The 15,187-nt window shown below is 42.2% G+C and carries 10 protein-coding genes; 2 read left to right on the top strand and 8 right to left on the bottom strand.

Features of this window, described 5'->3' with window-relative positions; all coding sequences use genetic code 11:
* Positions 1 to 334: 334 nt before the first annotated feature.
* Entirely contained in the window at positions 335 to 1,243 is a 909-nt protein-coding gene (locus V7O64_RS01860; RefSeq protein ID WP_407356338.1) for a cation transporter, read from the top strand.
* Positions 1,244 to 1,372: 129 nt separating this feature from the next.
* Entirely contained in the window at positions 1,373 to 1,699 is a 327-nt protein-coding gene (locus V7O64_RS01855) for a nucleotidyltransferase family protein (RefSeq protein ID WP_407356337.1), read from the top strand.
* 286 nt (positions 1,700 to 1,985) lie between these two features.
* On the opposite strand, the gene mtaA is transcribed toward V7O64_RS01855, so the two are convergent.
* From mtaA to V7O64_RS01815, 8 genes are all read right to left on the bottom strand, one after another.
* Positions 1,986 to 3,125, bottom strand: a complete 1,140-nt coding sequence (mtaA, locus tag V7O64_RS01850; protein WP_407356336.1) for a methylcobamide:CoM methyltransferase MtaA — start codon at positions 3,123 to 3,125, stop codon at positions 1,986 to 1,988.
* A complete protein-coding gene (locus V7O64_RS01845) occupies positions 3,100 to 4,743 on the bottom strand; it encodes a methylamine methyltransferase corrinoid protein reductive activase (RefSeq protein WP_407356335.1) in 1,644 nt (547 codons plus the stop codon). Before V7O64_RS01845 ends, mtaA begins: the two co-directional genes overlap by 26 nt.
* A gap of 13 nt (positions 4,744 to 4,756) precedes the next feature.
* Entirely contained in the window at positions 4,757 to 5,866 is a 1,110-nt protein-coding gene (locus V7O64_RS01840; RefSeq protein ID WP_407356334.1) for a uroporphyrinogen decarboxylase family protein, read from the bottom strand.
* A 55-nt stretch (positions 5,867 to 5,921) separates the two neighbouring features.
* A complete protein-coding gene (locus tag V7O64_RS01835; protein WP_407356333.1) occupies positions 5,922 to 7,529 on the bottom strand; it encodes a TCP-1/cpn60 chaperonin family protein in 1,608 nt (535 codons plus the stop codon).
* Entirely contained in the window at positions 7,526 to 9,466 is a 1,941-nt protein-coding gene (locus tag V7O64_RS01830; RefSeq protein ID WP_407356332.1) for a hydantoinase/oxoprolinase family protein, read from the bottom strand. The genes V7O64_RS01835 and V7O64_RS01830 overlap by 4 nt, the downstream gene beginning before the upstream one ends.
* Positions 9,467 to 9,614: 148 nt before the next feature.
* On the bottom strand, positions 9,615 to 11,519 hold the full coding sequence (locus V7O64_RS01825) for a methyltransferase cognate corrinoid protein (RefSeq protein ID WP_407356331.1): 1,905 nt from the start codon (positions 11,517 to 11,519) through the stop codon (positions 9,615 to 9,617).
* 322 nt (positions 11,520 to 11,841) lie between these two features.
* The gene (locus V7O64_RS01820; protein WP_407357364.1) at positions 11,842 to 12,603 is read right to left on the bottom strand and encodes a helix-turn-helix transcriptional regulator; all 762 of its coding nucleotides are present in this window, start codon (positions 12,601 to 12,603) and stop codon (positions 11,842 to 11,844) included.
* 96 nt (positions 12,604 to 12,699) lie between these two features.
* Entirely contained in the window at positions 12,700 to 15,186 is a 2,487-nt protein-coding gene (locus V7O64_RS01815; RefSeq protein ID WP_407356330.1) for a GAF domain-containing protein, read from the bottom strand.
* Position 15,187: the final 1 nt, after the last annotated feature.

Here is a 15,187-nt window from a genome sequence, read left to right as displayed (position 1 = left end):
TTGCTCAAGCTTACAGTACTACCACTACTACAGCTACGACAGGTACATTGTGCACAAGGTAGGTTGTGGCAGGATTTGACATTAAGGAGGAATTGGGGGAGGTGATATTTAAAGATTGTCATAGTTGCGGCTCTGTAGAAAACCTTTCTTTATTAATAAACCGCAGATAAATACGCATACACTCACCTCCTACGGAGTTGAGTGTATCTGCGGTTCACAATTATTGATAATAGGATTTCTACAGAGCCATAGTTGCACAAAGATTAATAACATTGGAAATAGCTATTCGACAGAGCCAAAAATTATATAAGTTAAAATTATGCATCACTCATAAATGAAAGATAAAGAAAATTCTGCTTTGATCATAGGGGCTTTTGCTAATTTATTTATGGCATTTATCGCCTGGGTAACTTATTACTATTCAAATTCTGAGGCTATTTTATTAGATGGAAATTATAGTTTTATTATGTTTTTAAGTGTTTTAGTTGCTTTAAAGATAGCAGGAATAAAAGCACTTAAGACAGAAACATTCCCATTGGGCCAATTTTTTTATGAGTCACTTTATAGTTTTATTAAAGGCTTGATGATGTTAGGGGTTTTAATAATGGCAGTTATTACCGCTGTTATTAGGATCATATCTTATTTTTATGGCTCTATCGAAAATATACCCATGCTTATACCCGAACCCATATTATATTATGCAATCTTGGTTGGAATTATTTGCTATTCATTGTCATTAAATTATAAATACCAAAATAATAAAATTAACAATTCCAGCATCGTTCTTAAAACAGAGCAAAAAGCATCGTTTGTGGATGGATCATTATCTTTTGGTATAGCTATAGGAATTGTTTTCTTAACAAGATTTCCAGATGATAACGGAGGTAATTTCATACCCTATTTAGCAGATTCCTTATTTGTACTAATCTTATCTTCATTTTTAGTAAAAGAACCCCTTATAATCATTAAAGAAGCAATAATAGAATTAGCAGGAGGAACACTACAAAATGAAAAAACTAAAAGATCATTTGAAAAAGCTATAGAAGAAAGTAAAGTGAAAAATATAATAATAACCGATTATCATTTAAGTAAAAATGGAAGCAAATATGTCATTTTACTAAATGTGGACACAAAAACTGCGACAATTAATAAGCAGGATTTAGCTGAAATGAAAAGAAATATTGAGCTGAAGTTAAAAGAAGAATATCCTTATCTTTATATTGAAATAATTCCGAAGATCTAATGAAAAGATCTAATGAAAACTACTCAAAGTACAGCTAAGAAAACAATTTCAAACAGATCATATATTTCATCAAATGATTTCTGCCATGTCTCAGATTAACGATTTAAACTTTGCCGGTGAGTAATAATAATGGATGCCTTCGGGATATTAAGAGAACATGAGAACGTGATAACGGAGCGTTTTGGTGTAAAAAAACCAGGCGTGTTCGGTTCTTTTGCAAAAGGAGAGGAACACAGAGACAGTGATGTTGATATCCTTGTGGAATACAAAGACGGTCAAAAGACCTTTGCTAATTATATGGAACTCAAGTTCTATCTTGAAGAACTCTTTGGAAGAGAAGTTGACCTTGTCATTGAGACTGCCATAAAGCCACGGCTAAGAGAGCATATCTTAAAAGAGGCCGTCTATGCCTGGAGACCAATTGGTTTTCTTTGCAGACGTGCTTGCTGCAATTGAGAAAATCCAAAGGTATGTGGCCAATATCACTCTTGAGGAATTTCCGGAAGAGGAGATGCGGGTCGGTACGGTTGTCCGCAACCGGGGGTAGATCCTGACAATGTTTTCACCCTGCTGTCTGGTTACGGGTATCCCGCACTTAAATGCACTTTCTATTGCATTACCGGACACATCTCTGGCAATCCTTGCAATAGTTCTCCTTTGTTGTGCTTCGCGGTTTCGTCTGCTATTGGGTAATCGCATTGTAAGAACCTCCGGTAGGCAAAGAAGGAAAAATATCCTTACCTTAACCGAAATATTCATCTCTTGCCTTGACCATTGCATGCAGGTTCTTCAAAGGTGTTTCCGGCGCAATGCCACATCCGGGTGCAAGTATATCGATTCCGGCTTTGAGGCAGTTGAAAGCTTCATTTCTTACATCTTCAGGGCTTTTGCTGTAAAGTGTCTGTGATGTGGAGATGTTTCCTGCTACAGCAACATTCTTAGCGTGGGCCATATCGATTATCTGCCCGAGGTCACTCACACTGTCTTCAATGCTGATCGCGTTAAATCCACATTCAAGCATGTCAGGGATTATGCTGTCTGTTCTGCCGCATATGTGAAGTATGCTGTGACCATCGATATTCTCTGCAAGCCTTATTAGTTCAGGTTTTATGAGTTGCCTGAAAATATCCGGACCTATCATATCAGGGGAGGAAAACGCATCTGCAATCACAACTGCATCAGCACCTGCATTGAGGCATGCATTGGAATAGCTTATGCACCCGTCAACACACTTATTGATGACCTGTGCTGCAATTTCAGGTTTCCGGATAAAATATACCATTAATGGCTTAATACCACAAAGATAGGACGCAAGATCACCGGGCCCTTCCACTCCTGCTACAATTGGGACTTTTTTCCCTTCCCTGTCTTTGAGAAGTCTTGCAGCCTCAAGCACCACAGGTATGCGTCCCTGACTTAGAAGATCAGATGGTATGACCAACTCTGCGGGTCGATCACTAAAAGGATGACTTGTTATCGCCGGGGTTCTTGCTTTAGTACCCGTGTCAATCGCGCATCCAAGTGCCTCACCAAGCACGGTTACATCAAAAGGAAAACGGATTACCTCTAAATTGGCAACCGTATGAAGGGAACCTGCAAGCTGAGCCATCTTTGAAGGATCCCTGTCTGCATCAGGCCGGGCAGACCCGCAAATATCCATCAGTTCAAGTACACCTGCGGTTGTTACCGTACCCACCAGGGGTCTGCTCACATCTTTTCCTTCAAGGATATCCTCAAATTCCTGTTTCAGATCAGGTTTTGATCCGTTAATCCTGTTGATCTTATTACATCCTGTTGATCTTCTTGCATCATGTTTTCTTACATCATGTTCCTTTCTATGATCATCCGCTTTTCTTTCATAGCATAGAATCTGTATCAGCATCAGATAAAGTCCTTATCTCCCTGTAATTTATAGCATGCACCGGACACGCACCTACACATCTTTTGCAGCTGGTTCCCAGGCAAAGGTTTGCATTATATTCCGCATATACATGGCCGTTCTTGCAAACAATAGTGATTGCCTTTTCCGGGCATTCTTTTTCACATTTGTGGCAAGTTATGCAACCGATAGCCGATTCTTCAACAACCACACCTATATTATCTACTATTCTGGTGATGAACTTTTCTGTCTGTTCTATGTCAGAGCTATGTTTTTTCATTTCCGGCTCATTAAAAGCCGAAGGAAGGGGCGGAAGCTTATAGATCTTCAGGAAACGGTTATAAGAGTTCATATCCATGCCTTCGGTCCAGTAAGATAGCTCACATGTGTATATATTCTTAAAAGTGGTACTTGTGGCCATCATAAGATGATCAACCGTCAGCTTTTTAGCAAGCTCGCTAACCTCTGCCAGTTTTGAATCATCAGTCAATAATTTCCTTGCAAGAGAGAGGGAAGTGTTCCCGAACTGGACAATCTTCCTGGCATATTTTAGACATGAGCCTGTATACATCGCTTTGCCAGGATCCACATAGGTTCCGGAGGCTCCTGTCATATACATATTTTCAAGCTCTTCATAAGTGAGCCCTGACTCAATTATCAATGTCAGCTGGGCAGCCCTTATCGCGCCAATGGCTTTACCTGCTTCTCTAACATCGTCCTCTGAAATGAACAATCCTTCACTCAACATCAACTGGCCGTTTTTGATCTTTGGGGGTTTGTCAATGAGACCTGTCTGCATCGCCAGTGCAAGGGAAGCTATCATACCTGTACCCGTAATGCCAATGGGCAAAAGATCTGACCTTTCTATAATCTCACCACTTAAAGGATCTATAAGATGTGATGGACATCCCTTCATATTCTCATCCAGGACCGTGAGTCTCCAGTACTTTCCTTCGATATTGACATCCGAAATAACACCTGGCCTGGCAAGCATACCGCAACTAACACCCTGTCCTTCAATAGCCGGGCCTGCAGCGGCACTTCCTGTTATTATCCTGTTACCTACCTTGATAGCCATTTCGGCATTGGTTCCATAGTCGGTCACAAGAGTAGGGACGGACTGTTCAAGGAAATCAGTCTCCATCATCATTGCAAGTGCATCCGCCCCTATCTCATGCCGGACTGCAGGAGGAACAATGACATCACAGTTGCCAAGGTCAATATTAGCTTTAAAGATCTCATGCGCCTTAAATATCCTTGCATGGCGTTCCACATTCTCAACACCCAGTCTTCTCTGCATATTCCTGCCTGCATAGGCAAGGTCCCGTATCTCCGAATTCTGGAAAAGTGATAACTGGATGGGATTTCCGCATACCGCTATCTTGCTTATCTGTGCAGTGTCCACATTGAAACTGCTTATAAGCCTGCATATGGTGTCAATTATTATTTCATGTGCAACATCCTGTCCTACGGTTATTGCAAAATCAAGATGGTCTGTGATGTTGCCCCCGGGCAGGGGATGGTTTGCCGTCATTGATGCCTCGACAACTTTCCCGGATCCCAGATCAATTAACTGAGCCCTGAAACCACTTGTACCCAGGTCTATTGCTATTCCATACATTTCAATCACCCTTTCAAAGACACGATACCATTGTATCCCAGAGAACTTCCATCTCTTCTGCAGGCGTACCCAGAGGGATCTCACAACCGGTGGAAAGTATGAATCCTCTGTCAGGAGCTGCTGCCATGCAAGCTTTAACTTCTGAAGCGATATCGTTCACCAGCCCTGAGGAAAATGTATAGGGATTGATGTTACCCATAAGACATATTCCAGAATCCTGGAAATTACTGAAATCCCTGAAACAATACCTCTGACTGCAGCCTATGTTCTTATGGTTGTGGAGTTTCTCACATTCCACACCATATTGTTCTTTTAATGTATTCACATTACCAAAAGCAAAGTTCAGGGCATCGGGTTTAAGCTCCAGTTCCAGTTCATGGAAAGCATGGGAGGCACAGTTATGCGATATAACATACCCGCCATTGTCCTGTATATGGGAGTACAGCTCCTTTGTATATTTGAAACCGAATTCCCTTGCCATTTCCGGACTGAAAAGATCTGATGCACTTCCACCGTTCTCTGCAAATATCCCGTCTGCTCCTGCATCAAGCATCCTGTCTGCAAAGATAATGCAGCTTTCAGTGAGAAGTTCCAGCAAGCTGTGCAGATTATCCCCGTCCCTGATCATTTCCATGCACATTCTGCTCCCGTCCATCAACTGAGAGGCCAGCATCACGGGAGTGAGCGTGGCACAGCAGATAAAAGCATCATCACCGAGTTCTTTTTTCATCAGGGTTATTGACTCTTCTATGGTCCTGACCCTTTGTGATCTCTCCATATCCCGGGGATCTATCTTTTCATATTCACGGGCCGACTTTAAAGGGAATTCTGCAATTGAAGGATATGCATTGTCTTTGACATGTATTTTTACACCAAGGGCTTCAGCCTCTACAAGCAGGCAGCCCCAGGGAGACATCACATTATCATGGTGGTACATTTCCCTGGCCAGTATCTGTGCCCTTGCAATCCCTCTGGCAGAATAATAAACATCCTTCATGCTTGCATTCATACGATCAAGCACAGCATTACCCGCTCCAAACCACAGATAACCCAGTGGTGCCCTGTCCACCTCTTTCATTTCAAGAGCATTAATGAACCGTTCCTTTGATGTCATTTCTTCCATTGTTTGCACCCTCCTCCTTTTGACAGACAATATGATCTTTATCCTTATTTTTGAACTATTTTTTCAAAAGTATCTTATCAATTCTCAACACACTGTTTGTGGCCTCGGTTGCCGCAATAACACACAGTTTTTTTATGCTGGAGGAATCATATACAGGGGGATAGTTCTCTGTAACCTTACGGCAATAATCTATCCTGCTGTCGATCCCTTTGTTATAATAGCTCAGCATTGCTGACATAGCATCCACTTCGTTAAGCCCTGCATTGCGTGCAAGTATCCTGGGAATCTCTTCAAGAGCATTTGCATATTCAATTACGGCAAGTTGCTCCTTCCCATCGATAGTTGATGCATACTTCTTTAACATCTGGGAAAGCACAAACTCAATGCCACCCCCACCATTTACAACATGGGGTTTCTTCAGGAGGAATGCTGCATTGTTAAGAGCATCATCAACTGCCTCCTCTACCTTCTCAAGACCGTAGCTGAATGGTTCCCATATCAGGATAGTGGATATTGGTTGATCTTGTACAGAAAGAGAAAGGAAATATTCATTGCACTTCTTTTCAACAGTTACCTTATCGGCAAAACCAAGATCATCAGGACTGATCTCATCCTTTATGGAAATGATACTGGCACCTGTTGCCTGTGATATCTTTTCAATGTCCTTCATCTTCAGTTTTTTGAAAAGCAGGATTCCATGCTTTGCAAGTGACTCTTCTACAGATTCATCCACACTTCCCTCACATAAGACCACATCTGCTCCGGAAGCTATTATCTTTCCTGCAAGATGCTTTAACGAGCTCATTTGTTCCCGGAGAAAGAGCAGGGAATTATCAACACCTTCCACTCTGATGTTATGCTGGGAGTTTATTATCTTACTCTCAAATTTTACATTGTAATTCAACAGCAGGATCTTTGCATCCTTGAAGTGGGATGGCATATCATCCCGTGCAGGTTTCTCATCAAGAACGATACCCGGCACACATTCCATTGCCGGTCCGCCTACTTTTTTGATCACCTTGACATACTCATTAAGGTCGATACGGGCATCATCGTTAAGACGTTTTAGCTCTGAAAGTGTTTTCAGTACAACATCGGTTATCATTTTAGCCTGCCCGTATTCCACTCCTTTGCTCAGACTGGCGTTTTCTATAACAGAATACAGGTCTTCCTCAGACAGTGCCTCAGTACTCTCATATTCTAGTATCTCGTATGCTTTGTTCAGGGCAAGTTGATATCCTTTTATAATGGTGGCAGGGTGTAATCCGTAATCTGCAAGCCTGGCAGCATTCTCAACCAGTGATGCTGCGAATATGACAGCTGTCTTTGTACCGTCACCGCATGCCGTATCCATTGACCTTGCAAGCTCTTTAAGGAACGTGACCACAGGATGCAATACGTCTATCTGTTCAATGATGGTCTTACCATCACTGGTCATGTAAATATCACTTGTTGGGCTGATTATGATCTTATTCAACCCCCTGGGACCAAAAGAAGTGGCAAACAGGTCTTTAATATCTTTTGAAGCCTGCTCTACATGATATAGAAGCTCATCATCCTCCACGTCTCCACTTATTCCAATACGGTTGCGCACACTCTGACGCAGGGCCGCCATACTGTCCAGTTCATGCATATTATCTGGTTGTGCCATCGAAATGCTCATATTCCTCTCCTGGGACTTCCCACAGCAATACCTACAAGCCTTGTTTCAAGGGGAACTGTGCCAATTCCCCCAATGTCACTTTTACTGAGCTTGAAATTGACATTATCCATACTAAGTCCATATCCTTTCATGTATTGCGAAACCGATCTCTCAACGTGTGCTATGGCATACTCAACAGCACCCTGGTGGTCTTCAAAGATCTGCCTTCCTTCATCCGAAAAGAGCGTGTAATTGGAGCTACCGGCTGATGAAGGCCTTATCAGCATTTCCGTCCGGTAGATAACGTCACCGACAAGTGCTCCCACTGCATTACCAACATCATGGTAATCGGGAATTCTCATATCACCTTCAATGACCGTATCCAGTTCCTTTTCATAGGCTTTTACCGGAGCACCTACCATCACAACAGGAATCCTTGGCTTAAACATTACAAGCTCGGGATATTCCAGGAACTTTTCAATTTCTTCCTTTCTGGCATCGGAGTTGAAATAAGAAACAAGATGTAAAGCCAGGCTTTTCTGGAACTGTTTTTTAAGTTTTACACAAAAATCGTCCCTTTCCATGTTCAGATAGCGGGAAAGGATCTCTGCTCCCATGAAAGAAGCTGTTCTGTCCCACTCATCATAGTCCCCCAGGACATGCAGGGCATCGGTAGGTGTGAAACCGATTTGCTGGATATATCTCTTCCTTATGAGGGATCTGATAGTATCGATGAACATGAGCGGATGCGTTTCCAGTTTTTTCTCGATGTCTGACAGAGATGAGGGATATTCCCCTATAGCATCCAGGATCTTTTTCTCTGCCCCGTCAAGTTCTGATAGTTTTATACCTGCTGAATGGGCACCATTTGCCTTACTTACAAAGAACACTGTGGGTTGAATAATATCAGACATCAGGTGAGGAGTATATTTATCCGGGGTTTCCAGCTTTTCTATCAGGCAGGGATATTCCGTTGCCGCCAGACATAAAGGAATAACCCTCTTTGGACCTATGAATATCTTTTTCTGCACCCATACCTGACTGTCTCCGCCCAGGGCAGATGTGTCCATCTTTATGGCCTTTACCATGGTGTTCCAGCCACCTACAACGGCTCCTGAATCATTTATCACGGGAACACCATCGCGTATCATTGCAATATCCGTACTTGTGCCACCAATATCAAGAGCAACACAGTTTTTTAGCCCTGTCAGATGTGCCGCACCTACAAGACTTGCAGCCGGGCCTGAAAATATAGATTCCACGGGTCTTTCCAGTGCTTCCTCTATTTTGACAAGGGACCCATCACATTTCATCATCATCAAAGTGGAATCAATACCCATCTTTACCATTACCGAAGATATGGACCTTATGAAATCATCTATTACAGGTATAAGCTGAGCATTTAGAAGTGCAGTGACCGCTCTTTCATATGCTCCAAGACTGAGGGATAGTTCATGTCCGCAAACAACCGGAAGATCTGTGAGCTCACGGACATATTCTTTAACCCTTATCTCATGATCGGGGTTCCTGGCACCAAAATAAGAAGAGATGGCAAACGCTGCAACATTATTCTGATTCTGCAACACAAAATCCCTTACATTTTCCAGGCTTTCCAGAGGCTGGATCTCATTGCCATCTGAATCATGTCCTCCATCTATAGAAAGCACATAATCGGTGGGAATATCTTTGTTTATTGAGTATCCTATCATGATGAGGGCTGCAGGATAGCCTTTTCCCTCAAGAGTAGTATTTGTTGCAAGCGTTGTGGATACAGATGTGAATTTAACCTGTTTCAGGTACTCTGCATTCAATCCTTCAAGAGTACTCTGAATCCCTTTTACCAGGTCGGGATATGTTGTCAGGGATTTGTGAGATCCGATTATCTCCCCCTTTTCAAGATCCATTATTACAGCATCTGTATACGTGCCGCCTGTATCAATGCCAAGCCCCAGATTCATTATTATCACCTTTCATGAATTGATTATGAATTGATTATTTGGAGGTAAGGCGGATCTTCCGCCTTTTTGAATATAGACCCTGAATTATCAGGGATTGTCAAATATATCAAAAAAACAAAAAGATAAAATAGGTATCTATTTACCTATTTCATCCAATGATATCCTTCTGCATCTGTGGACCCAGTTCCTTGACAGTATCAACCATTGCCTTTACTGTGGTCAGCGGACCTCCCGGAGGAATCTCACATCCTGAAGACATCACATACTTTGATTGCATACCATTTTCCTTGAGAACAGGAAGAACACCCTGAAGAAGAGTCTTTGTGTCATCCTTTATCTTCTGGACCCCGCCGGCGGAGTGATCCATGAAGTCTATTGGATTTATCTCTCCCATCATACAGCAGGTATCACCATACTTAGGAATGAGGTCTGCATAGTTCTGGGATCCCTTGTCCCTCTGCTTTGGATAGTATGCATAACTGTACAGTTTTGTACCGAATTTCTTGATCTGAGTATCAAAGTGCACAGCATCCGCACAGTTGTGGATGATGTAGGGCTGGTCGTATTTCTTAAAGAGCGGGAGATGCTGGTCATAAACGAACTTTCCATCGAACTTCCAGTAATCCTCTTCACTCATGATCACATTGTTAGACCAGAGATTGTCTATGCACAGAGCATTGCAGGCGCCTTCATCAAAGAAGAGCTCAGATACCTGGCAGATGTAGTCAGTACATTTCTGCAAAGCCTCAAGCACTACATCAGGGTGGGTTTTCATGTCCATAAGCACACGGTCTGCACCCATCAGCTGGGTCAGGGTAAGCAGCGGACCTTCATGGAAACCTACAAAAGGAGTGTTAAGCTCTTTGTTCAATTTCTCGGTGGCCAGTTTTGATGCCATTGCCAGTTCATATGCACGGGTTCCCTTCTTAACCTCAGGTACTTCAAGATTATCGTAGGATTTGAGGTGACCTTCGGATGAAGGTGTGTCATCTTCCGGGTACTTGATCTTACATCCAAAGTCAGATGATGTTGCAGAGAGGTCTATCAGACCAACGAACATGTCAGTGTCCAGATATTTTGAACCGAGGAATGCACTTTCCACAAATGCTTTTTGATCGGTTGCATATTGTCTGTAGTTCTGGTTGGCAAATTTCCTCATAATACCACAGGCAAGGGGATATACAGGCAAACGGTCGACCTTTTTGTCTCCCATGGCGGCCAGGGTCCTGTCCATATGGGTCATCTGCTCTTTTGATTTGACACCAACCTTCTCAAATTCTTCAATGATCTGCCTGGCAGTGTCAAGTCCGATATCACTCTTGCCTTTCACCTTTTTCTTTGAGAGCAGATCTCTGTACTTAACTTTACCAAGACTTATCTTTTCTTCACTCCACCTGACCTGGTTTGGATCAAGCTGTTTTACACTTTCAGTCGCCCAGTCGCTTGCATGCATTGCGTCCCCATGGGTTGAGTCCGCGCCTATTTCTTTTGCAAACTCTTCAGATACAGGTGCTCCGCCTACCATTACTTTAAGGGAATCCCTGATACCTTCTTCCTGGAGCATCTCAATGACCTTCTCCATGTTTGTCATGGTGGTTGTCATCAGGGAACTCATGGAAATAAGATCTGCTTTGTGTTCCCTGGCAGCCTCAACGAATTTTTCAACAGGTACGTCCGCACCCAGGTCCACCATATTGAAACCGGAAGCAGAAAGCATGGTCTTCACAAGGTTCTTGCCTATGTCATGCACATCGCCTTCGATACTACCTATAACACCAACAGCAGCCTTTTCTCCGCCTTCGTTCTTGATAGCCGGGCTCAGTATCTCCATACCTGCATACATTGCACTTGATGCAATAAGCAGATGTGGAACAAAAGCCTCACCTTTTTCGTACTTGTCGCTGATTATCATCATCCCTTTTGCAAGGCCATTTATGATTGCCTCGTAAGGGTCATGTCCTTCATCAAGAACCTTCTGTGAAAGTTCTACTGCAAGGTCATCGTCGCCTTCAACTACAGCTTCCGCTAATTCATTAAGGATTGCAGTTTCCATTATTTACCTCCTATTTTGACGTCTTGCCAATAGCAGCTAGCTTTGTGCTACCGGCATTTACGAATTAGAAATAAAAGTATATAACATAATTCATGGTTATTTATTCGCACCGTTAATATTATCACAGATTATTGGCATGTTAATATGGTTAACGCCGTGAATCAGTTACCGCATTGTTAATACAATACATGATAGAAAAGCAATTAATTCAATCAATGACATTAATCAAATCAACAACGTTAATCTGATAATTTTTCTGCATCAAAAGGAAACATTAAAAGAATACATCAGAAGAACAGAGTGTCCCTTATCATTCTATTATTTATGACTTGTCCACCAATAAGGAATTTGATTTGAAATGAGCAAAAAGGTCCTTACCCCAACGTACTGATCTGTCTGTAAAGCTCATCATTGCATGGTTATGATATATCCCGTTTTTAAAGAACAGTGAGAAAGAAAGGAAAGAATCTGTCACTATGCAGGAAGCAAGACCAATGGCACCTGTATGAACATAGATATCAACATTGTTCATTTCTAAATACTTTTTAAACACCGGATCATATTCATTCTTCAGACGTTCAAGAACAGGTTCAGACACTATAAGGGAAATGTTTATGCCTTTTCTTGCCAGTTCGAGATATTTGAATGTGTAAGCAGGACTGAAATACGAAGATACTTCCCATATTTGCTCTGCTTTTTCCAGGTTACGTTCAAGTTTAAGAGGTAATTCATACATGCGATTAAGATCGGGTTCTATGAGTTCACATTCCTCAAGTTCTTCCACCCTGTTTTGCAGATCGATTGGTATGGAACCGAATTTGTGACTCTCCCAGTACTCTATGTTATCAGAATATATCTTAAGGGTATTTATGAGAGGGATCATCTTCCTTACAATGACCTCACCAAAATTAGAAAGTTCATAGTTCTCATTGACATAGACGATCAATCCCTGATCTATCAGCACTTTGATCTGGGTCATCATGGCACTTGTGGTCACATTCAATTCATTCTTGATCTCTTCAATATCCATTGGTTTCTCTATTAACAATAAAAGCAGATCAGTCCTTTTTTCAGATAGGAATATTGTTCCAAGAAGAGAAACTTTTATAATACCACCTCATTCCAGAGTGCAATCAATTCATCCTTCATATGCCTCAATTGACAACTACCAGATCAAGGATCACGTTGATTCTTCATCATGCCATTTGGGGATTTTCACATGGAATGTACTTCCCTTCCCGACTTCACTTTCAATCCAGATAGTACCGTTATGAGCAAGAACAGTCTCCTTACAGATATAAAGACTGGATTCAAGGCCCTGATACATCCTTGTGATCGAGTCCTCGACCTGATAGATCTTAGAGAACAGATGCGGGATCAGTTCTTTTTCTATACCTTCTCCTGTATCAATTATTGTTACATGGATGTGATCATCTTCATCAAATGCACCCACTTCGATGCTGCTTCTGGCAGGCGTGAGATTGATCGCGTTATGGATAAGATAAATGAATATTTCCCGGAGTTTTTCTTTGTCTCCTTTTACCAGAGGCAGGCCTGGTGTAATCTCTTTCTCAAGGATCAGTTCCTTCTCATCGATCAGCAGGATAAGGTTAAGCAATGCATCAGATAGCACACTGCCTATGTTTACAGGAGAAAAAGAGTATTCGATCTTACCGGATTGTTGCAGATTACTGTATAAAACAGTATCTATAAGACGTTTTAACCTTTCAGAGTTCTTCAATAGAGCAGAAATGGCCTCTTTTTGCGAATCGTCCAGAAGGCTTAAGGTCTCGTCATCAAGTACATCATAACCGTGCAAAGGATCGTGGCCCTTTTTCAGACTATCCTCAATGAACTCCGCTTTTATCATATTGACCGATCTGAGCTTGGTATTGGCCTTGGAGAGCTCTTCGGAGTATTTGCTCAGGGCTCCTATCAATTGTCTTCTCTGTATAAGTTTCCACATACCCTGCATTAAAAGTGTCAACTGCCGCACATCAGTCTCATTGTACTCTTCATCCTTGTTTCCCACACCGACCACAGCAACTATCTGGTCACCATCGAATATAGGCACATTCATGTGCCTTGTCAGTTTAACATGGCCTTCAGGATATCCTTTTTTCATGGAGCTTGGTGCTTCGTAATCATTGGTGATTATGGCTTTCCTCTGCCTTACGGCTTCTCCCCACAGACCGGTGGTCTTTATAGGATAGATGAATTGCTTATCACTTATACCACATTCGTCCATGGCGGTATTGGACCAGGAATGCATTATAAGGGCAGTCTCATCGGCATTCATAAAGGCAAGGTACCCAAGTTTACTTTCTGTGAGGCGCACAGCCTCTTCCTTCACAAACTCTGCGATCTCGTCCAGGGAAGCAGCGGTCATTTCATTGAGTTTGATCAATGCCTCCAGGCGTGATTCATTAAGCTCTTTGGCCTTCTCAGCCTTTTTACGCTCTGTTATATCGCGGGCAACTGACAGAATGGTCTTCTTTCCATTATAATCTATCATGCGTGCGCTTATTTCAAGAGGGATCACAGAATCATCCTTACGGATAGCTGCAGCCTCATAGATAGCTTTTTGATCCCTTTCAATGATCTTGATGAGTTCGGATGCACGTTGTACATACCATGATGGTACGATGTCCATTGGAGATGAATTTAAAATAAAGTCCTTTGTATAACCAAGATTGTCAACAACAACCTGGTTAACATCCGTAAGCTTGCCATTCAGCTCACTGACATAGATCTGGTCGTTTATATTGTTAAAGATGGTTTTGAACTTATGTTCGGATTCCCTGAATGTCTCATTTACCATCCTGTGCTCTATCTCTATAGCCGCCAGGTCCGCGTTTGCTTTCAGGTATTCAAAACATGCCTTCTTCGGTACATTGGGCGCATCGAAATACATTACAAAAGCACCCAGTATCTCTCCTGTGGAAGATGTTATAAGTTCGGCCCAGCTGGCCTTGACACCAGCCCTCTTTGCGATCTCGCGATATTTTGCCCAATAAGGGTGCTCTTCTATATTATCAACGATCACCCTTTCCCCTATATAGAGTGCTGTTCCGGCAGATCCGACACCATATCCTATTTCATGTCCTTCCATGGCTTCCCTGAAGAAAACAGGAAGATTAGGTGCAATTATATGACATATGTGTTGTTTTTTCTTATCAAGCAGCATAACGGCACATGTCAGTCCGTCACGAATCCTTTCAGCATTTGTCACAAGTAATCCTACTACATCATCAAGGGATATCTCGGTTAGCGATTTCCCGGCATTGGACCTGCGCTGGTAGGTGATCATTTCCTTATGCTTGCGGTCGGTAATGTCTATGATAGTGCCTTCCAGGTGTACATTCTTATCATCATAGGTTCTTATGTTGACCCTGTCTTCAACATAACGTACCTCACCGAATCTGGATACTATCCTGTATTCCTGAGCAAACTTTGTCAGTTGTTTATTCAGGTACTTAAAAGCCTTCAAAATATCTTTGCGATCCTCAGGATGAATAAGGTCGGCATATTTAAGCTCACCTGAATAAAAATCCTCTGGTGTATATCCAAATTGTCTGATGTTATTTGATATGTACTTAACTGGAAAATCCTTTTCTATCTTCCTTGAGATTACAATGACAGGACTGCTGTTAATGATCGAGTCCATG

The sequence above is a fragment of the Methanolobus sp. WCC5 genome (assembly GCF_045690325.1).
Taxonomy (GTDB): domain Archaea; phylum Halobacteriota; class Methanosarcinia; order Methanosarcinales; family Methanosarcinaceae; genus Methanolobus.
This window is presented reverse-complemented; position numbering and strand designations above follow the sequence as displayed.

What these genes read in the sequence shown, in the direction of transcription:
- V7O64_RS01815 (WP_407356330.1), bottom strand. Translation starts at nt 15,186, where the DNA reads ATGGACTCGATCATTAACAGCAGTCCTGTCATTGTAATCTCAAGGAAG.
- V7O64_RS01835 (WP_407356333.1), bottom strand. Translation starts at nt 7,529, where the DNA reads ATGAGCATTTCGATGGCACAACCAGATAATATGCATGAACTGGACAGT.
- V7O64_RS01825 (WP_407356331.1), bottom strand. Translation starts at nt 11,519, where the DNA reads ATGGAAACTGCAATCCTTAATGAATTAGCGGAAGCTGTAGTTGAAGGC.
- mtaA (WP_407356336.1), bottom strand. Translation starts at nt 3,125, where the DNA reads ATGCTGATACAGATTCTATGCTATGAAAGAAAAGCGGATGATCATAGA.
- V7O64_RS01830 (WP_407356332.1), bottom strand. Translation starts at nt 9,466, where the DNA reads ATGAATCTGGGGCTTGGCATTGATACAGGCGGCACGTATACAGATGCT.
- V7O64_RS01845 (WP_407356335.1), bottom strand. Translation starts at nt 4,743, where the DNA reads ATGTATGGAATAGCAATAGACCTGGGTACAAGTGGTTTCAGGGCTCAG.
- V7O64_RS01840 (WP_407356334.1), bottom strand. Translation starts at nt 5,866, where the DNA reads ATGGAAGAAATGACATCAAAGGAACGGTTCATTAATGCTCTTGAAATG.
- V7O64_RS01855 (WP_407356337.1), top strand. Translation starts at nt 1,373, where the DNA reads ATGGATGCCTTCGGGATATTAAGAGAACATGAGAACGTGATAACGGAG.
- V7O64_RS01860 (WP_407356338.1), top strand. Translation starts at nt 335, where the DNA reads ATGAAAGATAAAGAAAATTCTGCTTTGATCATAGGGGCTTTTGCTAAT.